Raw genomic sequence first — 17,879 nt, 5'->3', positions numbered from 1 at the left:
CGGCCACCCCGGCGCCGGCCGCACCTCGGGCCCGGCACTCGCCCGGCGGCCCCGCTCCTGCCCGGATCCGCCACCGCTGTACCGGATCCGGAACATCGGCCTTCGCACGCTTCCGCCGGGCGCGACCGGCGGTCTAGCGTGGGTGCATGGCACAGACACCTCTCCGGACGCTCCCGATCCCGCGCCGCCCCGTCAACCTCGCCCGGCAGGCGCTGCTGCGGCTCGCCAACGCCGGCCTCACCACGGTCTACGGGGCCTACCGCGTGCACCCGGCGGTGTGGCGCCTCACCGCCCGCCACTACCACCCGGCGCTCGAGCGGTTCGCGAAGCTCAACGCCTGGATGATCTGCCAGCACGCGAGCCTCGACGTGCCGGCCTACCAGGACCACCTCGCCCGCTCCGGGTACTCCTTCGCCTGGTGGGACCTCGAGCGCTACACCCCGACCTCGAAGGACGACTACGTCCGCACCTACCCGGAGGCCGCGCGCTGCTGGAACGGGGAGATCGAGATCGCCGGCACCGTCGTCGACGAGTCCTCCGGATCCTCGGGCACGCCGTTCAACTGGATGCGCTCGAAGAAGGAGCTCGACACCGTCCACAAGAATGTGGCCGGCTACGTCACCATGCTGTTCGGCAGCGAGAACCTGTTCTGCATCAACGCCTTCTCGATGGGCGCCTGGGCGACCGGCACGAACACCGGGCAGGCGATGGCGAAGGTGGCGATGGTGAAGAACACCGGGCCGGACCTCGACAAGATCCTCGACACCCTGCGGCACTTCGGCCCCGGCTTCACCTACCTCATCAGCGCCTACCCGCCCTTCCTCAAGCACGTCGTCGACCGGATGGCCGCCGAGCCCGAGGTGTGGGACGCCTACACCCTCAACGGCTTCGTCGGCGGGGAGGCGATGACGGAGGGCCTGCGCGACCACCTCGAGCAGCGCTTCGCCCGGGTGTACTCCGGCTACGGCGCCTCCGACCTCACGATCGGGATGGCCGGGGAGTCCGACCTGTCCGTCGTCATCCGCCGGGCGCTGGCCGAGGACCCGGGGTTCCGGGCCGAGGTGCTCGGGGAGGACGAGGCGCGCACCCCGATGGTGTTCCAGTACAACCCGCTCGAGACCTACCTCGAGACCACCGATGACGGCGATCTCGTCGTCACCATCAACTCCGCGGCGGTGATGAGTCCGCGCCTGCGCTACAACATCGGCGACGAGGCCCGGCTCATCGACTTCCCCACCATGGTCGAGCTCACCCGCACCCGCCCGGAGCTCGCCGCGGCGTGCTCGGAGGCGTTCGCCCGGCAGCGGATGAAGCTGCCGTTCGTCCTCCTGTTCGGCCGCTCGGACTCGACGATCTCCTACATGGGAGCCAACATCTACCCGCTCGATGTGGAGAACGGGATCTACACCGACAACCCGCGCGCCCATCTCATCGAGGGCTTCCGGATCAGCCTCGACGACGTCGGGGAGCTCGAGCAGCGCCCCACCCTCCACCTGCAGCTGCGCGACCCCGCCACGGAGCCCGCGGCCGACCTCGACGACGCCGCCCGCGGCGAGCTCGCCGACACGGTGCGGGCCGGGGTCGTCGCCCACCTCACCGCGGTGTCCCGGGACTTCGCCGAATCCCTCGAGGAGGACCCGAGCGCCGCCGACCTGCGGGTGCGCGTCCACGACCACGGCGCCGGCCCGTTCGCCCGCCCGACGACGACGATCAAGAACGTCTACCTGGAGGCCTGACATGCGCTCGAACGACTTCTCCGCAGCACCCCCGCAGGCGCGGGCCGGATCGTTCTTCCTCGGCTGCAACCGCTACCGCAGCCCGCTCGCGATGCTCGGCCAGATCCGCCGCTGGCCGAAGCTCGCCCGCGCGCTCAAGCACGCACCGGGGTACCTGTGGCACCGCAGCTACTACGAGTTCCCCGACCGGATCGGCCTCCTCGTCGCCTTCGCCACCCGCGACGACCTCCTGCGCTTCGCCCGCACCCCGGAGCACCACACGATCATGCACTGGCTGGTCGGCGGGGACGGGTCCTCACCGGCACGCGGCGGCTTCATCCGGATCCTCGACGCCGAGGAGTGGGGCTACACGAACGGCGAGTTCCGCGCCGAGGACGGCCGCCTGGGCCTCATCGACCGGTTCTCCCCGGTCACCGGCGAGTCCGCGGACGCACCCACCACCGGTGGGCCCGGGACCTCCGCGGCCGGTCCGGGTACCGCCGTCACTGCACCCGCCGGCACCGCGCCAGCCGGCACCTCTGCAGCAGACCGCCCGGTCCGCTCGTGACCGTCTCCCCCGTCCGCACCCGCGCGGACCTCGCGGCGTTCCTCGAGCTGCCGGCCCGCTTGGGCCGGGACGAGGGCACGTCCGGACTGCGGGTGCCGCTGCTGCGCTCGGAGATCCGGTCCTGGCACACCGGCCGCACGTGGTTCCCGGCGCCGATCGAGCTGCTGCTGGCCCGCACCGGCGGCACCGTCACCGGCCGCACCACCGCCCACCGCTGCGCCGCGCTCGACGCACGCCTGTCGACCGGGCCGCAGGCGCTCGCGCCCACGGTCCGCGCCCTGTGCTTCGGGGCCACCGAGTTCGCCGACGAGCACGCCGCCGCAGAGCTCTTCGAGGCGCTCGGCGCGCGGGCCCGTAACACCGGCTGCACCCACCTGTTCGGTCCGGTGTCGCCGCTGCCGAACACCACCGGCGGGGTCGTCACCGCGGGCTTCGCCGAGCGCGGGTTCTTCGACTCGCCGTGGAACCCGGCACACGTGCCCGCGGCCTACGAGGCGCACGGCTTCACCCGCTGGGCTCAGGCCGATTCCTGGATCGTCGACCTCGGCGGCGTCCCGGCCGCCCGCGCCACCGCGCCCACCGCTGCCGAGGCGGCCGCCGCCGGGGTGCGTCTGCGCCACCCCTCCCGCGTGGGCACCCGCCGGTTCGTGCGCCGCCTGCGGCCCACCCTCAACCGGGCGTTCGCCGCCCTGCCGTACTACACGGAGATCGGGCCGGCGCAGATGGCCGGGCAGACCGCCGGCCTCGAAGCCCTCATGGACCCGGCACTCATCGTCACCGCCGACGGTCTCGACGACCCTCCCGCCGCTCCCCCGAGGTGCTTCGCACTCGTGGTCCCCGACCCCACCGCGATCCTCCAGCGGCACGACGGCAGGCTCGGCCCGCGGGCGGTCGCGGAGCTCCTCACGTCCCACCGCACCCGGGGCCGCGACGCGATCCTCCTCATCCAGGGCACCGACCCCGACCACTCCGGTTCCGGGCTGCTCACCCTCGTCCTCCGGCAGGTGTACGCGAACCTCATCGCCGGCGGGTACCGGCGCCTCCGGGTGACCTCGATCGGACGGGACAACCCGGGGTCGGCCGCGGTGTTCGACCGGGCCGGCGGCCGGCCGCTCCACGGGCTCACCACCTACGTCCGGGATCTGCGATGAGTGCACCCCGCCCCCAGCCCGCTCCCGCGCTGCGCGAGCGCTGGATCGCCGTCGCCGGGTGCGCGCCCTCGGCCCACAACACCCAGCCGTGGCGGCCCGTTCCCACCGGATCCGGGGTGCGGCTCACCGTCGACCCCGCGCGCACCCTGCCCGAGGCCGATCCCCGGCACGAGGACCTCCACCTCTCGCTCGGCTGCTGGGTCGAGGCGCTCACGATCGCGGCTGCGGAGTCCGGGTGGTCCCTGCAGACCGGCCCGGTGTCCGGGGTCGGGCCGGACCTCGTCCTCGACTTCCGGTTCACCCGCACGTCCGCTCCTGCGCTCACCGGATTCACCGTGCGCGAACTCCGCGCCCGGCAGGTGGACCGCGGCCGGCTCCTCCCCGATGACCGCGCGCTCGATGCCGCGGTCGCGGAGTTCGCCGCGCTGCCGGGGTGCTCGGACCTCGCGCTCAGCCAGCTGCCCGAACCGCTGTTCTCCCACCTGCAGGCGCAGTCGGCCACCCATGTGCTCTCCACTCCGGCGATGGCGGCGGAGACGCTCGGCTGGCTGCGCCTCGACCCGCGCGACCCCGCCTACCAGCGCGACGGCCTCACCGCCGACTGCCTGCGGCTGCCCGCCGGCACCCGGATGCTCGCCCCGGTGCTCGGTGCTCGGGCGGCCCCGGTCGTCGCCCGAGCGCTCGCCCGGGTGCAGCCGCTCGCCCGCCGGGTGCTCTGCACGGCGGACACCGTGAAGACCCTGCCCGCCGCGACGGCGGCGAGCTCTGCCGTCCGGGCCGTGCTGCCCGGGATCGGCCGCCCGCCGGCGCGCCTGGTCGTGTGGGGCCGCGCCGAGGATTCCGGCACGGATCCGATAACGGGGATCGCGCGCGGCCGGGACCTGCTGCGGCTGTGGCTCGTGCTGGGCCGGCACGGTCTGCGGGTGGCCGCGCACTCCGAGCTCAAGGACTGCCCGGACACCCGGGAGGGGCTCCGCGCCTTCCTGGGACGCCGCGGGCGGGAGGGTGAGCCGTGCGGGGTGTTCTCCGCCGGCCGCTCGAGCTCGCCCGTCCCCCGGGCTCCACGCCTGCCGGTCTGAGCGGCCGGTCCGCGATGCCCGCACCCGGCCACCTGCCGTGCCTGCCCGGCATCAGCGCGGGCGCAGGGTGAGCGTGTCCTCGGTCGCGGTGTCGACGGCGGCCGTGGACCAGGCCCAGCGGTCCTGGACACCTGCGGCCCAGGGCTCGGCCTGGTCGGTGTAGTGCGGGTGGAAGGCGTGGCCGCTCGCTCCGGTGAGGTTCTGCCAGGTCGAGTCGTCCCAGTCCGCGACGTCGATGACCATCCGCAGGGAGGGCACGGTGGTCGTCGCGAAGCCCGCGTCGAGGTCCGATCCGGTCGCGTTGACCACCCCGGACCCGCCGCCCACGGGATAGGGGCCGCGGTTGAACAGCGCCTCGATCGGGGCGATGCCGCTCTCCCCGAAGGAGCCGTGGGTGAGGGTGAGGGCGTGGAGCTCGCCCCAGCTCCAGCCGGCCGGGTCCTCCCCCTGGAGCTCGACGAGCTCCGTGTGCGCCTCGGCTGCCGCGGTGCGCAGCAGGGCGTCCCGGTCCCCGGCCCACCACGGGGATCCCGGGTCGTCGAGCAGCTGGTCGAGGACCAGTGCGATGCGCGATTGGTCGTCACGGGGGATGTCGGTGCCCTGCGTGGCGAGCAGCGCGGCGGTCACGCGGTCGAAGAGGACGTTCGCATAGGCCGCGGCTGCGGAGTCCGCGTCGTTGCGTCCGTCCCAGCCGGCGAGGAGCTCGAGGGCCTCGGTGACGTCCGGGTCGTCCACCGTGAGCTCGGCGTAGGCGCGCTGCAGGGGTGCGGCCACCGGGGAGACGGTGTCGAGCTGGATCGCGGCGAGGTCCGCGCCGGTCACGGGACCGGCGGCGACGGCCTCGTCGAGGAGATCGACGATCCGGGCGGCACGGTCCCCGTAGTCCCAGTCGCGGCTGAGCGGGTGCCGGTAGGCGTCGTCGACGATCGCGTTGTTCGCCGTGACGATGATCCCGGAGTCCGGGTTGTACTCCACCGGCAGCTCGGAGAACGGGATGAATCCCTGCCAGTCGTAGGCGCTGTCCCAGCCCGGTTGGGGCATCCAGCCGTCCCCGGCGCCGCGGATCGGCAGCCGGCCGGGTGCCTGGTAGCCGATGTTGCCGTCGACGTCGGCGTAGACGAGGTTCTGCGCCGGGACGTCGAAGAGCGCGGCCGCGGCCCGGAAGTCGGAGAAGTCCCGGGCCCGGTTGAGGGCGAAGATCGCCTGCGCGGTGGTACCGGCTTCGAGCGCGGTCCAGCGCAGGCTGAGCGCGTGCTCGCCGGACCAGTCGTCCGCGGCGTCCGTGCTCTCCCCGGCAGAGGTTCCGGCCCCGCCCCCGGCACCAGGCCCGGCCCCGGCATCGGCCCCGGCATGGGTTCCGGTGGGCGGGGAGGCCGCGATCCCGGTGAACTCCGGGGTGAGCCCGGAGACGATCGGGCCGTGCCCGGTCGTCCGCACGGTGATCTCGACGTCCTCGCCGCCGGCCACCCGGAGGGTCTCCTCCCGGGTCTCGAAGGGGACCTTCTCGCCGTCGCGCCAGTAGCCGTCCGCGTCGACCCGTTCGACGTAGAGGTCCGCGACATCGGTGGTGAGGTTGGTGAACCCCCAGGCGACCTGCGCGTTGTGGCCGATGACGATCCCGGGCAGCCCCGAGAAGGAGAATCCCGCGACGTCGAACGGGCAGTCCGGCGTGACCTCGGAGCAGCGGAGCTGCATCTGCGTCCACACCGAGGGCAGGGAGGCGCCGAGGTGGGGATCGTTGGCGAGCAGCGGGCTTTCGGTCGCGGTGTGCTCACCGGACACCACCCAGGAGTTCGAGCCGATGCCCTCGCCCTGTCCGCCGACGAGCGCGTCGACCTCGGCGAGGATCTCCGCCAGGCCGCCCGCGGCGAACAGCGCGCCCGCCTCGGGGTGTGCCGCTGCGCTCCCCGGCTCCCGATGATCGGCGGTTCCACCGCCGCGCTGCGCAGGCTCCGCCGGAGCACCGGCGGGCTGCGGCACCTCGCCGTCGCCGATCCCGGCGCCGCTGGGATCCTCGGCCAGTATCACCGGATGCTCGTCGAAGGGGTGCCGGGATAGAGATCGGCGATCCGCTCCGGATCGAGGTCACCGGCCAGCAGCGCGCGGGCGGTCTCGTCCTCGATGTTCGTCCGCAGGTCCCAGGCCATCGCCTTGAGCCAGGCGACGGAGTCCGCCGGCGTCCACGGTTCCGGGGAGGACCCGCGGTTCTGCAGCCCGAGCACCGAGTACTCGAGACCGAGTCCGCCGCCGGAGCGCTCCTCGAGATAGGCGTTGACCCCGGCGGCGTAGGCCTCGTAGTACCCGCGCTCCTCGGCGGGCAGTGCGGCGACCTCGGCCTGTGCGGTGCGGTGCCAGCCGAGTGTGCGGAGGAAGGTGTCGGTGGGGACCTGGGACTCGCCGAACAGCTCGGAGAGCCGGGCGCTCGTCATGTGCCGGCGGAAGTCCATCTCCCAGAAGCGGTCCTGGGCGTGGACGAAGCCCTGCGCGAACAGCAGGTCGTCGGCGCGGGCGGCGGTGATCGTGGGGACGCCGCGGGCATCGCGCTGCACGGTCACCGTCTCCTGGAGGCCCGGCACCTCGAGGGTGCCGTCGGTCTGCGGGAAGGCCCGCACCACCGACCAGGCGGCGACCCCGCTGAGCACGAGGACGAGGACGAGCAGCGCGGCGAGGACGAGCATGAGGATCCGCCGCAGGCGTCCACGGCGCCGGCGCGCAGCAGGGCGAACGTCGGTGCGCGAGGGGCTGCGGGGCATCGGGGATCTCCTGTCCTCGGTTGCCCCGAGCCTATCCCGGATCCGCCATGCCGCCCCGGGTCAGCGGCGCGCCACAGCGTCGCGGACTGCCGCACCGCCGCACGGGAGCGCGGATCCCCGGGGAGGACGACGACGGCGGTGCGTGCACTCGGCACGCACCGCCGTCGGGGCGATCGTCGATCCGCGGGAGCGGATCAGCAGGTCACTTGTCCTCGGACTTCTCCTCGGCTGACTCCGCCTCGGCCATCTCGTCCTCGGAATCGGACTCGGTGGTGACGTCCGGCTCGGTCGCCGGAGTCTCCTCGGTCGACTCCGCGTCCTTCGAGCCGGTGTCCTGGGACTCCTCGGCCTTGGGCGCGGCCGCGGCGGTGGCCGCCTCGGCCTCCTTGACGGTCGCCTGCTTGGGCGAGTACGCCTCGAGGACGAGCTCGATCACGGCCATCGGGGCGTTGTCGCCCTTGCGGGGGCCGATCTTGGTGATGCGGGTGTAGCCGCCCGGACGCTCGGCCACGGCCGGAGCGATCGAGGTGAACAGCTCGTGCACGATCGACTTGTCGGCGATCTGGCCGAGCACGCGGCGGCGTGCGGCCAGGTCTCCGCGCTTGGCGAAGGTGATGAGGCGCTCCGCGACGGGACGGAGGCGCTTGGCCTTCGTCACGGTCGTGGTGATCGACTTGTGCTCGAACAGCTGGGACGCCATGTTGTTCAGCAGCATCCGCTCGTGCGCCGGGGAGCCGCCGAGGCGGGGACCCTTGGTGGGCGTAGGCATGATTTATCTCCTTGGAATTCTTAGAACTGCTCGTCCTCGACGAAGGACACGTCCTCGCCGTCGACCGGGCTCTCGTAGCCGGCGGGGCTGTCCTTGAGGCTCAGGCCGAGCTCGCTGAGCTTCTGCTTGACCTCGTCGATCGACTTCGAACCGAAGTTGCGGATGTCCATGAGGTCGGTCTCGCTGCGACCGACGAGCTCGCCCACGGTGTGGATCCCCTCGCGCTTGAGGCAGTTGTACGAGCGGACGGTGAGATCGAGATCCTCGATCGCCAGGGCGAGGTCGGCGGCGAGGGCGGCATCGACCGGCGACGGTCCGATGTCGATGCCCTCGGCCTCGACGTTGAGCTCACGGGCCAGCCCGAACAGCTCGACGAGGGTCTTGCCGGCCGAGGCCACGGCATCACGCGGGGTGATGGAGGGCTTCGTCTCGACGTCGACGACGAGGCGGTCGAAGTCCGTGCGCTGCTCGACACGGGTGGCCTCGACCTTGTAGGTGACCTTGAGCACCGGCGAGTAGATCGAGTCGACCGGGATCCGGCCGATCTCGGCGTCGGCGTTCTTGTTCTGCGCCGAGGACACGTAGCCGCGACCGCGCTCGATCGTGAGCTCCATGTCGAGGCGGCCGTCCTCGTTGAGGGTGGCGATGAACAGTTCCGGGTTGTGGATCTCCACTCCGGCGGGGGCGGAGATGTCCTCGGCGGTGACGGCGCCGGGACCCTGCTTGCGCAGGTAGGCCACGACGGGCTCGTCGAACTCCGAGGAGACTACGAGGGACTTGAGGTTGAGGATGAACTCGGTGACATCCTCCTTCACGCCCGGGACCGTGGTGAACTCGTGAAGCACACCATCGACCCGGATGCTCGTGACGGCGGCACCGGGAATGGAGGACAGCAGGGTTCGCCGCAGCGAGTTGCCGAGGGTGTAGCCGAAGCCCGGTTCGAGCGGTTCGATGACGAACCGCGACCGGTAGGTGTCTACAGCCTCTTCCGTGAGCGTGGGACGCTGTGCAATCAGCACGTGGGCTTCCTTTCGGCGAGCATCCGCTATATGACGCTCGCAATGCACTTGAGAGTATCGCTACTCGTGACGCTTGCGGTGGTGGGTGGCCCGGCGTCCGATCGCAGCGGACCCGTGGGGTCCGCCGGATCGTCCGGCCGGTCCGGGTCAGCCGCGCCGGCGCTTGGGCGGGCGGCAGCCGTTGTGCGGCGTCGGGGTGACGTCCTGGATGGTGCCCAGCTCGAGGCCGGCGGCCTGGAGGGAGCGGATCGCGGTCTCGCGTCCGGAGCCCGGGCCCTTGACGAACACGTCGACCTTCTTGAGGCCGTGCTCCTGGGCGCGGCGGGCGGCGGACTCCGCGGCCATCTGCGCAGCGTACGGGGTGGACTTGCGGGAGCCCTTGAAGCCGACCTCACCGGAGGAAGCCCATGAGATCACGGCTCCGGTCGGGTCGGTGATCGACACGATCGTGTTGTTGAACGTCGACTTGATGTGGGCCTGGCCGTTGACGACGTTCTTCTTGTCCTTGCGGCGGGTCTTGCGGGCAGCGGAGGCTGCGCGTGTCTTGGGAGGCATAAGTGTGGATTCTCCTGATTCGAAGGCTGGAGGGCTTACTTCTTCTTACCGGCCACCGTGCGCTTGGGGCCCTTGCGGGTGCGCGCATTGGTCTTGGTGCGCTGGCCGCGGACGGGGAGTCCCCGGCGGTGGCGCAGGCCTTCGTAGCTGCCGATCTCGACCTTGCGGCGAATGTCGGCGGCGACCTCGCGACGGAGGTCGCCCTCTACCTTGAATGTGCCTTCGATGTAGTCGCGCAGCTGCACGAGCTCGGCATCGGACAGATCTTTCACGCGGGTGTCCGGGTTGATCCCGGTCTCCGTCAGGGTCTGGCTCGCACGAGTGCGGCCCACACCGAAAATGTATGTCAGGGCGACTTCCACGCGCTTCTCACGCGGGAGGTCGACTCCGGCAAGACGTGCCATTGTGTGTACTCCATGGGTTGTTCGGAGGTGCTTGCTCAGACCTGTCCGGTGCTCTCACCGGTCCGCGGCCTCCGAGCCGCGGGTGTCGTCCTGTGTCCAGGGGGCGAGGCCTGCTTGGGTGTGGTGCTCGCTGGCGCCGCGGGTGCGGCACAGCTGTGTCGATCTGCTCGAGGTGAGCGAATCAGCCCTGACGCTGCTTGTGGCGCGGGTTGTCGCAGATCACCATGACGCGGCTGTTGCGCCGGATGACCTTGCAGTTCTCACAGATCTTCTTGACGCTGGGCTTGACCTTCATCGTTAATCCTTCTTCTCACCGCGAAGACCCCGGGCCAGGACCCGGGGGCTGTGAGCGGCGAAAACTGTCGAAAAGACCGTTTACTTGTACCGGTAGACGATACGTCCGCGGGACAGATCGTAGGGAGACAGCTCCACCACGACGCGGTCCTCGGGGAGGATGCGGATGTAGTGCTGGCGCATCTTTCCTGAGATGTGCGCGAGCACCTTGTGCCCGTTGGTCAGCTCGACGCGGAACATCGCGTTCGGCAGAGCCTCCACAACAGAGCCCTCGATCTCAATGACCCCTTCTTTTTTGGCCATATCGTTCGTCAACCTCATCTTCCCGTGGCCGTAGGACGGCCACGCATCGTTCGTATCTCGGATCCTCTTCGGTCTCCCGGGCGGGTTCCGATTCGACCGGGATCTGCAGGTGGGGAATCCACCGCCGGCGGGCCTCCGTGCGCTAAGCTCGGGTGCGACACGGCGGGTTCTTTCCTTGCCCATAACAGACCAGTGAACTACTCTACCGGAATCGGGTCGCGCATGCCAACCGAGCGTCGTCGCGTCCGTCGGCCCCGCTCCGTGCGGGCGCGCCGGGCCGAGGATCTCCGTCTGCTCCGCACGCTGCTCGCCGTCGACCCGCTCCCCCGCGCCGACCTCGGCGCCCTGTCCGCCGAGCTCCGTCCCGCCCGCGGCCGCTCCTCCTCCCTGACGGGGCGCCTCCGCAGCCGCCTGCGCATCGACGACCGGCGCGGCCCCCGGCTCCTCGCCGCCGCCCACGACCTCTCCGCCGCCGAGGTGGCCCGCGCCCTCGACACCGTGCCGGCGCTCGAACCGGTGCCGCGCGGGCCGGCCCGCTGGGTCCCCGTGCCGCTGCGCGGCCTCACCGCCCCCGGGTCCGCCGCTGCGCGGCCGGCGGAGGGGGAACGGAACCGGCCCGTCCGACCGCTCTCGATCCGGCAGGGACGTCTGAGCGACTGCTGGTTCATCGCAGTGCTCGCCGCCTGCGAGCACATGCGCCCCGGATTCACCGCCTCGCTCGTCCGGCCCACCGACAACGGGCTCGTCGAGGTGCGGCTCCACACGCCGGGGGCCCGCTGGGTGACGCTGAGCCCCCGCGTTCCCGCCGCGCACCGCGCCGGGGACCGCCGGCTGCGACCGAACGCCGCCTCGCTCGTGGAGAAGGCGGCCGCACTGACCTACGGGCGCGGCTCCTACCGGCGGATCCAGGGGGACTTCGCCGGCGTCGCGCTCGGGCTCCTCACCGGCCGGTGGTGCCCGGCCCAGCCGGTCCCGCTGCGCCTGTCGCGGATCGAGCACTGGCTCGCGGCCGGACGTCCGGTCGTCGCCTCGACGCTCGTGCGACCCGGCGGATCGTTCCGGGTGCCGCGGGAGGACGACGCGCACCGCTCGGTCGCCGTCATGGACGGCCACGTCTACGTGGTGCGGCGGGTCGCCCGGCTGAGCGAGGACGGCTCACCCGACCCGCACGGGCCGCTGCGGGTCCATGTGCACAATCCGCTCGGCGGCGCCGAGGCCGAACCCCGGCGCACCGATCTGTTCCTCTCCGCGGCCCAGCTCCGCCGCACGTTCATCAGCGTCAATGTCGGCCCCCGCCTGCGCTGAGGCCCCGCCGACCGAGCGGTACCGTGGAGGCATGACGATTCCCGAGTACACCCCGGACCAGCTCCGCGCCCGCGGCGGCCTCAAGTGGACCGCGATCCCCGAGACCCTGGGCGCCTTCATCGCCGAGGCCGACTTCGGCACCGCCCCGGCCGTGCACTCGGCCCTCGCCGAGCTCACCGAGAAGGAGCTCTTCACCTACACGCCGCCGGCGATGCTCCGGGATCTCCGCGAGGCCACCGCCGAGCACTGCGCACGGAGCTTCGGCTGGGACATCGCCCCCGCACAGGTCGCCGCTGTGCCCGATGTCATCACCGCGTACCGCGCGATGATCGACCTGTTCACCGCACCGGGCACCCCGGTCGTCCTCATGACCCCGGCGTACATGCCGTTCTTCAATGTGCCGCCGCTGTGCGGACGCGAGATCCGCGAGGTGCCGATGATCCGCACCGCCGACGGCTGGGACGTCGACGGGCCCGCCCTCGAGTCCGCGCTCGCCGGCGGCGGGCTGCTCGTCCTCTGCAATCCCCACAACCCGATCGGCAAGGTCTACGAGCGCACCGAGCTCGAGGCCATCAGCCGGATCGTCGAGGCCACGGGGTCCCGGGTGTTCGCCGACGAGATCCATGCCCCGCTCGTCTTCCCGGGCGCCCGCCACATCCCCTACGCCACGGTGTCCGAGGCTGCCGCAGAGCACTCGATCACCGCGCTGTCGGCCTCCAAGGCGTTCAACATCCCGGGCCTCAAGTGCGCGCAGATGGTGTTCACGAACCGCGTCGACGCCGCCCGGTTCGCCGAGCTCGGCGAGTTCGTCGCGCACTCGACGGCGAGCCCCGGCATCGTCGCGACGACCGCGGCCTACCGGGAGGGTGGGGACTGGCTGGCGGAGCTGCTGGCCTACCTCGACGACAACCGAGCAGCGCTCGCGGCCCTGCTCGCCGAGCGGCTGCCGGAAGCGGGACACCTGCCGTCCGCCGGGAGCTACATCGCCTGGGTCGACCTGCGGGCCTACGACCTCGGCGAGGACCCCGTCCGGTTCCTCCGCGAGTCCGCCGGGATCGCGCTGACGAACGGCCGCGAGTGCGGTGAGGCCGGCGCCGGGCACGTGCGCATCAACACCGCGACCCCGCGGGCGGTCCTCACGGAGATCGTCGAACGGATGGCCGAGGCGATCGACGGCCGGCAGGAGGCGCCTGCGGATCCCACTCGATGAGGTCCGCATTCGGCAGCGCCTGCACCCGGCTCAGCACGGCGGGGCCGAACGCTGCCCAGTAGTACTCGTAGAGCATGCCCATGCAGCGGCCCAGCCGGGTGTGGATGGCGAGGCCGGGGGCGAGGTCTGCCGGCAGGACCGGTGCGCTCATGAGCTCGCCGGAGACTGCATAGTAGAGATCGAAGTAATCGACCAGGCCGAGTTCGGAGCCGCCGAGTGCTGCGGCGACCCGCGCCTCGGCATCGCCGATCATGCTTCGCAGCGCGGCGATCCCGAATGCCCGGTCGGCCCAGCGCCGGGCCTGGTCCATGTCTTCGGGCACGAGGGAGCAGAACTCGAGCCAGGCCCTGCCTTCGACCCCGATGTCCGCACCGACCTCAGCCCGGAACCCGGCGACCGCCTCGGTGAGAGCGATGAGCACTCCCGGCCGGAGCGGCCGGTAGCCGGATCTCCGTGCAAGGTAGAGCACGCGGTCACGATCGGAGCGACGAGCCTCGGGGATCGACAGGACGACGGCGGCGAACGCCCCGGAGAACTCCGTGTGCTCCACCCGCCCGGCGAGCCGCCCATAGCTCGGGCGCAGGGCCTCGGCGAGGCGGTACACGGCGATCCTGCCCACCTGGGACCGGTGCAGCAGACCGCGTGAGACGAGGCGCACGACCTGGTTGCGAGCAGCGGATTCGCTGTAGCCGTGGAGAGCGAGCACCGAGGTGATCACCGGCCCCGGCACTGCGCTCGCCCCGAGCGAGCCGAACACGGAGACCACGTCGAAACCACCGCGGGTGATGCGGTAGCGGTGCTGATCCGTCACTGTGCGTCTCCGTTTCGGGAGGACGTGGCAAGGGGTGAACCGCCACCATAGCGTGGACAGCGATACCCGTTGTCTCAGAAAGGTCCACCATGTCCCAGTCCTTCGCAGCAGCGCTCGAGAGCGCTCGCGCTGCCCACAGCTTCTCCCTCGCCGCGGCCAGCGTGGCGGCCTCGATCACCGTAGTCATCGCCTTCGCAGCATTCATGATCGTCGGTGCAGGCATCACCACCACCGCGACATGGATGTTCGCACTCGGTCTCCTGGCAGCAGGCGGGACCTATCTGGGAACCTTCCTGGGAGTCCGCGGGAAGATGAGGGAGGTGCCGGACACCCGGGCCGCTGCCGCACAGGTCTGATCCGGGTGCGTCCACGTGACGCCCGCGCCCGCTTCACCGCTGGATACGACGACGGCCGGAGTGCACACGCACTCCGGCCGGTCCGTTCGGCGGGCCCGGTGGCCCGCCGGTGCCGCGTCAGTCCTCGAGCGGCACCGGGGTCACGCCGTAGGCGGCGAGGCGCTCGGCCCCGCCGTCCTCGGCGGTGAGCACCCAGATCCCGCGCTCGTGGCGAGCCACTGTGTGCTCCCAGTGGGCGGCCCGCGCCCCGTCGACGGTGACGACGGTCCAGTCGTCGTCGAGGGTGCGCGAGGCGATGTCACCGGCGACGAGCATCGGCTCGATCGCCAGGCACAGCCCGGGCCGGATCTTCGGCCCCATGTTCCTGGCCCGGTAGTTGAGCACCTCGGGCTCCATGTGCATCTGCGTGCCGATGCCGTGCCCGGTGTAGTCCTCGAGCAGCCCGAGGTCCGGAGCCTCGGCCAGCGCGAACTCCTCGATCGCCGCACCGATCTCGCCGACCCGCTTGGCGCGGGCGAAGGCCGCGATGCCGGCCCACATCGATTCCTCGGTGATGTCGGAGAGACGCCGGTCGGCCGCACTCGCGTGCTCCCAGCCGCCGACGCAGAGGGTGAAGGCGGAGTCGCCGTGATAGCCGTCGACGATCGCTCCGCAGTCGATCGACACGAGGTCGCCGGCCTCGAGGACGCGCGCGCCGGGGATGCCGTGGACGATCTCCTCGTTCACGGAGATGCAGGCCACAGCGGGGAACCCGTGATAGCCCTTGAAGTTCGAGCGCGCACCGGCCTCGGCGATGACGGCGGCCGCGGCTGCGTCGACCTCGGCGGTGGTGGCCCCGGGCACGGACGCGGCACGGGCGGCCGCGAGGGCCGCCCGTGTGACGAGACCGGCGCGGCGCATCGTGCGGATCTGCGCCTCGGTCTTGAGCTCCAGCTTGGATCCGAACACTCAGTGCCCGATCTGCGCGAGGATGCGGTCGGTGATCGCATCGATCTCACCGAGCCCGTCGACCTGGCGCAGCAGACCGCGGTCGGCGTAGACCCGGGTCAGCGGCTGCGTCTGCTCGGCATAGACGTCGAGGCGGTGGCGGATGACCTCCTCGGTGTCGTCGGAGCGGCCCTGGAGCTGCGCGCGGGCGAGCAGGCGCTCGACGACCTCGTCGGTGTCGGCGGTGAGCTCGACGACGTGGTCGAGCGACTCGCCGAGGTCGGACAGCATCGAGTCGAGCTCGGCGACCTGCGCCTCGGTGCGCGGGTAGCCGTCGAGCAGGAACCCGGGCTGGGCGTCGTCCTGGGCGAGGCGGTCCTTGACCATCGAGTTGGTGACCTCGTCCGGCACGTACTCGCCGGAGTCCATGTAGCGCTTCGCGGTCTTCCCGAGTTCGGTCTCCCCGGCGACGTTCGCACGGAAGATGTCCCCGGTGGAGATCGCCGGGATGCCGAGCTTCTCCGCGAGGCGGGCGGCCTGGGTGCCCTTGCCCGCCCCCGGCGGGCCGATGAGGATGATCCGTTCGCTCATGGTGTGTTCCTTTCAGGATGGTCCCGCCCACGGCCGGCGCCCGGGACGGGCGCGGCCGATGCGGTCGTGGTCAGCGCAGCAGCCCCTCGTAGTGGCGCTGCTGCATCTGCGAATCGATCTGCTTGACGGTCTCCAGGCCCACACCGACGATGATGAGGAGCGAGGTGCCGCCGAACGGGAAGTTCTGGTTGGCATCGATGAGCACCAGCGCGATGAGCGGGATCATCGCGACGAACGCGAGGTACAGCGAGCCCGGGAAGGTGATCCGGGTGAGCACGTAGCTCAGGTACTGCTCCGTCGGCCGTCCGGCGCGGATGCCGGGGATGAAGCCGCCGTACTTCTTCATGTTGTCTGCGACCTCCTCCGGGTTGAAGGTGATCGCGACGTAGAAGTACGTGAAGAAGATCGTCAGCAGGAAGTACACGAGCATGTAGACCGGGTGGTCGCCCGTCGTGAGGTACTCGGTGATCCACTGCACCCACTGCGCCTCGGGGTCACCGAACTGCGCGATGAGGCTCGGCAGGTACAGGACCGAGGAGGCGAAGATCACCGGGATCACACCGGCCTGGTTGACCTTGATCGGGATGTAGGTCGAGGTCCCGCCGAACATCCGACGGCCGACCATGCGCTTGGCGTACTGCACCGGGATGCGGCGCTGGGACTGCTCGACGAACACGACGAGCGCGACGATCGCGAGGCCGACCGCGACGACGATGAGGAAGATGTCGATGCCCTGCGAGGTGAGGATCGCGCCGAAGGCGGCCGGGAAGCCGGCAGCGACGGCGGTGAAGATCAGCAGCGACATGCCGTTGCCGACGCCCCGCTCGGTGATCTGCTCGCCGAGCCACATGATGAGGCCGGTGCCGGCGGTCAGGGTGATGACGATGATGAGGACGCCCCACCAGGTGTCGTTGACGATGAGGTCCTGGCAGCCTTCGACATTGCCGAACAGCGCACCGGTGCGCACCGTGGAGACGAGGGTCGTGGCATTGAGGATGCCCAGTCCGATCGTCATGTACCGGGTGTACTGGGTGAGCTTCGCCTGGCCGGAGGCGCCCTCCTTGTGGAGGGCCTCGAAGCGCGGGATCACCACGCGCAGGAGCTGGGTGATGATGCTCGCCGTGATGTAGGGCATGATGCCGAGCGCGAAGATCGACAGCTGGAGCAGCGCTCCGCCGCTGAACAGGTTGACGAGCCCGAACGCACCCTGGTTGAGCTGCGGGTTGGCGACGCACTGCTGGACCTGCGCGTAGTCGATGCCGGGGGCGGGGATGTACGAGCCGAGCCGGTAGAGCACGATCACGCCGAGTGTGAAGAGGAGTTTGTTCCTCAGATCGGGCGTTTTGAAAGCCCGCCCAATTGCGCCGAGCAAGCGTCCTCCTGGGGGTGTCCACCAAGGCGGGCGGCCGCGCGCGTGCGCAGGGGCCGGCGATCCTCGGATGATGAGTCGTTGAGAGTACCTGTTGAACTGTAGCAGGGTGGTTCCGCGCCCCTGAAACCGAACGGCCGGCCCCGGACGGGGGTCCGCCGGTGCACGCTCAGGGGTGCGGACGCGACAGGAGGGAGGCCGCCCGCAGGCGACCTCCCTCCCAGCGACCGGGCCGAGGGGTCACCCTCAGGCGGTCGTCGTCTTCCCTCCGGCCGCTTCGATCTTCTCGATCGCGGACGCGGAGAACTTGTCGGCGGTGATGTCGAGCTTGACGGAGATCTCTCCGGTGCCCAGCACCTTGACCGGCTGCTTGGGGCGCACGGCGCCCTTGGCGACCAGGTCCTCGACGCCCACGGTGCCGCCCTCGGGGAACAGCGACGAGAGCTTGTCGAGGTTGACGACCTGGAAGGTCACCTTGTTCGGGTTCTTGAACCCGCGCAGCTTCGGGAGCCGCATGTGGAGCGGGGTCTGCCCGCCCTCGAAGCCGTGCGGAACCTGGTAACGAGCCTTCGTTCCCTTGGTGCCGCGACCGGCGGTCTTGCCCTTCGACGCCTCACCGCGACCCACACGGGTCTTCGCGGTCTTGGCGCCGGGGGCAGGACGCAGGTGGTGCAGCTTCAGCACATTCTCTTCTGCCATC

The 17,879-nt window shown here is 71.1% G+C and carries 20 protein-coding genes; 7 read left to right on the top strand and 13 right to left on the bottom strand.

Annotated elements, in window-relative coordinates:
- Positions 1 to 146 precede the first annotated feature (146 nt).
- From MTQ12_RS09050 to MTQ12_RS09035, 4 genes are read left to right on the top strand one after another with little or no spacing between them, the layout of a single operon-like run.
- Positions 147 to 1,736 carry a phenylacetate--CoA ligase family protein gene (locus MTQ12_RS09050; protein WP_247618330.1) on the top strand — a complete coding sequence of 530 codons (1,590 nt, stop codon included), beginning with the start codon at positions 147 to 149 and terminating at the stop codon, positions 1,734 to 1,736.
- A 1-nt stretch (position 1,737) separates the two neighbouring features.
- Positions 1,738 to 2,283 (top strand): hypothetical protein, encoded by a 546-nt coding sequence (locus MTQ12_RS09045; protein WP_247618329.1) that lies wholly within the window; start codon positions 1,738 to 1,740, stop codon positions 2,281 to 2,283.
- Positions 2,280 to 3,434 (top strand): hypothetical protein, encoded by a 1,155-nt coding sequence (locus MTQ12_RS09040; RefSeq protein WP_137317952.1) that lies wholly within the window; start codon positions 2,280 to 2,282, stop codon positions 3,432 to 3,434. The genes MTQ12_RS09045 and MTQ12_RS09040 overlap by 4 nt, the downstream gene beginning before the upstream one ends.
- Positions 3,431 to 4,513, top strand: coding sequence for a hypothetical protein (locus MTQ12_RS09035; protein WP_247618328.1), 1,083 nt, complete (start codon positions 3,431 to 3,433; stop codon positions 4,511 to 4,513). The genes MTQ12_RS09040 and MTQ12_RS09035 overlap by 4 nt, the downstream gene beginning before the upstream one ends.
- Before the next feature lie 51 nt (positions 4,514 to 4,564).
- On the opposite strand, the gene MTQ12_RS09030 is transcribed toward MTQ12_RS09035, so the two are convergent.
- From MTQ12_RS09030 to infA, 8 genes are all read right to left on the bottom strand, one after another.
- Entirely contained in the window at positions 4,565 to 6,541 is a 1,977-nt protein-coding gene (locus MTQ12_RS09030) for a penicillin acylase family protein (RefSeq protein WP_348983864.1), read from the bottom strand.
- A complete protein-coding gene (locus MTQ12_RS15215) occupies positions 6,538 to 7,266 on the bottom strand; it encodes a penicillin acylase family protein (protein WP_348983863.1) in 729 nt (242 codons plus the stop codon). Before MTQ12_RS15215 ends, MTQ12_RS09030 begins: the two co-directional genes overlap by 4 nt.
- Before the next feature lie 202 nt (positions 7,267 to 7,468).
- Positions 7,469 to 8,035 carry a 50S ribosomal protein L17 gene (rplQ, locus tag MTQ12_RS09025; protein WP_137317954.1) on the bottom strand — a complete coding sequence of 189 codons (567 nt, stop codon included), beginning with the start codon at positions 8,033 to 8,035 and terminating at the stop codon, positions 7,469 to 7,471.
- Between the two features lie 20 nt (positions 8,036 to 8,055).
- Positions 8,056 to 9,054, bottom strand: a complete 999-nt coding sequence (locus MTQ12_RS09020; RefSeq protein WP_137317955.1) for a DNA-directed RNA polymerase subunit alpha — start codon at positions 9,052 to 9,054, stop codon at positions 8,056 to 8,058.
- Between the two features lie 147 nt (positions 9,055 to 9,201).
- Positions 9,202 to 9,609 (bottom strand): 30S ribosomal protein S11, encoded by a 408-nt coding sequence (gene rpsK / locus MTQ12_RS09015; RefSeq protein ID WP_137317956.1) that lies wholly within the window; start codon positions 9,607 to 9,609, stop codon positions 9,202 to 9,204.
- 35 nt (positions 9,610 to 9,644) lie between these two features.
- Positions 9,645 to 10,013: a 30S ribosomal protein S13 gene (gene rpsM / locus MTQ12_RS09010; RefSeq protein ID WP_137317957.1), complete on the bottom strand. Its 369-nt coding sequence runs from the start codon at positions 10,011 to 10,013 to the stop codon at positions 9,645 to 9,647.
- A 181-nt stretch (positions 10,014 to 10,194) separates the two neighbouring features.
- Complete coding sequence (gene rpmJ, locus MTQ12_RS09005) at positions 10,195 to 10,308, bottom strand: 50S ribosomal protein L36 (RefSeq protein WP_247618327.1); 114 nt, start codon at positions 10,306 to 10,308, stop codon at positions 10,195 to 10,197.
- An 80-nt stretch (positions 10,309 to 10,388) separates the two neighbouring features.
- Entirely contained in the window at positions 10,389 to 10,610 is a 222-nt protein-coding gene (gene infA / locus MTQ12_RS09000) for a translation initiation factor IF-1 (RefSeq protein ID WP_137317958.1), read from the bottom strand.
- A gap of 222 nt (positions 10,611 to 10,832) precedes the next feature.
- Between infA and MTQ12_RS08995 the strand changes: the two genes are divergently transcribed.
- Positions 10,833 to 11,915 carry a C2 family cysteine protease gene (locus tag MTQ12_RS08995; RefSeq protein ID WP_247618326.1) on the top strand — a complete coding sequence of 361 codons (1,083 nt, stop codon included), beginning with the start codon at positions 10,833 to 10,835 and terminating at the stop codon, positions 11,913 to 11,915.
- 31 nt (positions 11,916 to 11,946) lie between these two features.
- Positions 11,947 to 13,125: an aminotransferase class I/II-fold pyridoxal phosphate-dependent enzyme gene (locus tag MTQ12_RS08990; protein ID WP_247618325.1), complete on the top strand. Its 1,179-nt coding sequence runs from the start codon at positions 11,947 to 11,949 to the stop codon at positions 13,123 to 13,125.
- Here the strand turns inward: MTQ12_RS08990 and MTQ12_RS08985 are convergent.
- Complete coding sequence (locus MTQ12_RS08985) at positions 13,052 to 13,936, bottom strand: hypothetical protein (RefSeq protein ID WP_247618324.1); 885 nt, start codon at positions 13,934 to 13,936, stop codon at positions 13,052 to 13,054. The genes MTQ12_RS08990 and MTQ12_RS08985 overlap by 74 nt on opposite strands.
- Positions 13,937 to 14,025: 89 nt before the next feature.
- Between MTQ12_RS08985 and MTQ12_RS08980 the strand changes: the two genes are divergently transcribed.
- Positions 14,026 to 14,292, top strand: coding sequence for a hypothetical protein (locus MTQ12_RS08980; RefSeq protein ID WP_247618323.1), 267 nt, complete (start codon positions 14,026 to 14,028; stop codon positions 14,290 to 14,292).
- A gap of 117 nt (positions 14,293 to 14,409) precedes the next feature.
- Here the strand turns inward: MTQ12_RS08980 and map are convergent, their stop codons facing one another.
- The 4 genes from map to rplO form a co-directional block, all read right to left on the bottom strand.
- Positions 14,410 to 15,240: a type I methionyl aminopeptidase gene (map, locus tag MTQ12_RS08975; RefSeq protein ID WP_137317963.1), complete on the bottom strand. Its 831-nt coding sequence runs from the start codon at positions 15,238 to 15,240 to the stop codon at positions 14,410 to 14,412.
- On the bottom strand, positions 15,241 to 15,810 hold the full coding sequence (locus MTQ12_RS08970) for an adenylate kinase (protein WP_247618322.1): 570 nt from the start codon (positions 15,808 to 15,810) through the stop codon (positions 15,241 to 15,243).
- A 70-nt stretch (positions 15,811 to 15,880) separates the two neighbouring features.
- Entirely contained in the window at positions 15,881 to 17,182 is a 1,302-nt protein-coding gene (gene secY, locus MTQ12_RS08965) for a preprotein translocase subunit SecY (protein WP_247618321.1), read from the bottom strand.
- Positions 17,183 to 17,425: 243 nt separating this feature from the next.
- Positions 17,426 to 17,878 carry a 50S ribosomal protein L15 gene (gene rplO / locus MTQ12_RS08960; RefSeq protein WP_137317966.1) on the bottom strand — a complete coding sequence of 151 codons (453 nt, stop codon included), beginning with the start codon at positions 17,876 to 17,878 and terminating at the stop codon, positions 17,426 to 17,428.
- Between the last annotated feature and the right edge of the window lies 1 nt (position 17,879).

This window comes from Brevibacterium sp. R8603A2, assembly GCF_023072605.1.
GTDB classification, from domain to species: domain Bacteria; phylum Actinomycetota; class Actinomycetes; order Actinomycetales; family Brevibacteriaceae; genus Brevibacterium; species Brevibacterium pityocampae.
The sequence above is the reverse complement of the archived record's forward strand: the minus strand, read 5'-3'. Positions and strand labels throughout refer to the sequence as shown.

What these genes read in the sequence shown, in the direction of transcription:
- rpsK (WP_137317956.1), bottom strand. Translation starts at nt 9,609, where the DNA reads ATGCCTCCCAAGACACGCGCAGCCTCCGCTGCCCGCAAGACCCGCCGC.
- MTQ12_RS08995 (WP_247618326.1), top strand. Translation starts at nt 10,833, where the DNA reads ATGCCAACCGAGCGTCGTCGCGTCCGTCGGCCCCGCTCCGTGCGGGCG.
- MTQ12_RS08980 (WP_247618323.1), top strand. Translation starts at nt 14,026, where the DNA reads ATGTCCCAGTCCTTCGCAGCAGCGCTCGAGAGCGCTCGCGCTGCCCAC.
- rplO (WP_137317966.1), bottom strand. Translation starts at nt 17,878, where the DNA reads ATGGCAGAAGAGAATGTGCTGAAGCTGCACCACCTGCGTCCTGCCCCC.
- rpmJ (WP_247618327.1), bottom strand. Translation starts at nt 10,308, where the DNA reads ATGAAGGTCAAGCCCAGCGTCAAGAAGATCTGTGAGAACTGCAAGGTC.
- infA (WP_137317958.1), bottom strand. Translation starts at nt 10,610, where the DNA reads ATGGCCAAAAAAGAAGGGGTCATTGAGATCGAGGGCTCTGTTGTGGAG.
- MTQ12_RS09035 (WP_247618328.1), top strand. Translation starts at nt 3,431, where the DNA reads ATGAGTGCACCCCGCCCCCAGCCCGCTCCCGCGCTGCGCGAGCGCTGG.
- MTQ12_RS09050 (WP_247618330.1), top strand. Translation starts at nt 147, where the DNA reads ATGGCACAGACACCTCTCCGGACGCTCCCGATCCCGCGCCGCCCCGTC.
- MTQ12_RS08970 (WP_247618322.1), bottom strand. Translation starts at nt 15,810, where the DNA reads ATGAGCGAACGGATCATCCTCATCGGCCCGCCGGGGGCGGGCAAGGGC.
- rpsM (WP_137317957.1), bottom strand. Translation starts at nt 10,013, where the DNA reads ATGGCACGTCTTGCCGGAGTCGACCTCCCGCGTGAGAAGCGCGTGGAA.
- MTQ12_RS08990 (WP_247618325.1), top strand. Translation starts at nt 11,947, where the DNA reads ATGACGATTCCCGAGTACACCCCGGACCAGCTCCGCGCCCGCGGCGGC.
- rplQ (WP_137317954.1), bottom strand. Translation starts at nt 8,035, where the DNA reads ATGCCTACGCCCACCAAGGGTCCCCGCCTCGGCGGCTCCCCGGCGCAC.
- MTQ12_RS09045 (WP_247618329.1), top strand. Translation starts at nt 1,738, where the DNA reads ATGCGCTCGAACGACTTCTCCGCAGCACCCCCGCAGGCGCGGGCCGGA.
- MTQ12_RS15215 (WP_348983863.1), bottom strand. Translation starts at nt 7,266, where the DNA reads ATGCCCCGCAGCCCCTCGCGCACCGACGTTCGCCCTGCTGCGCGCCGG.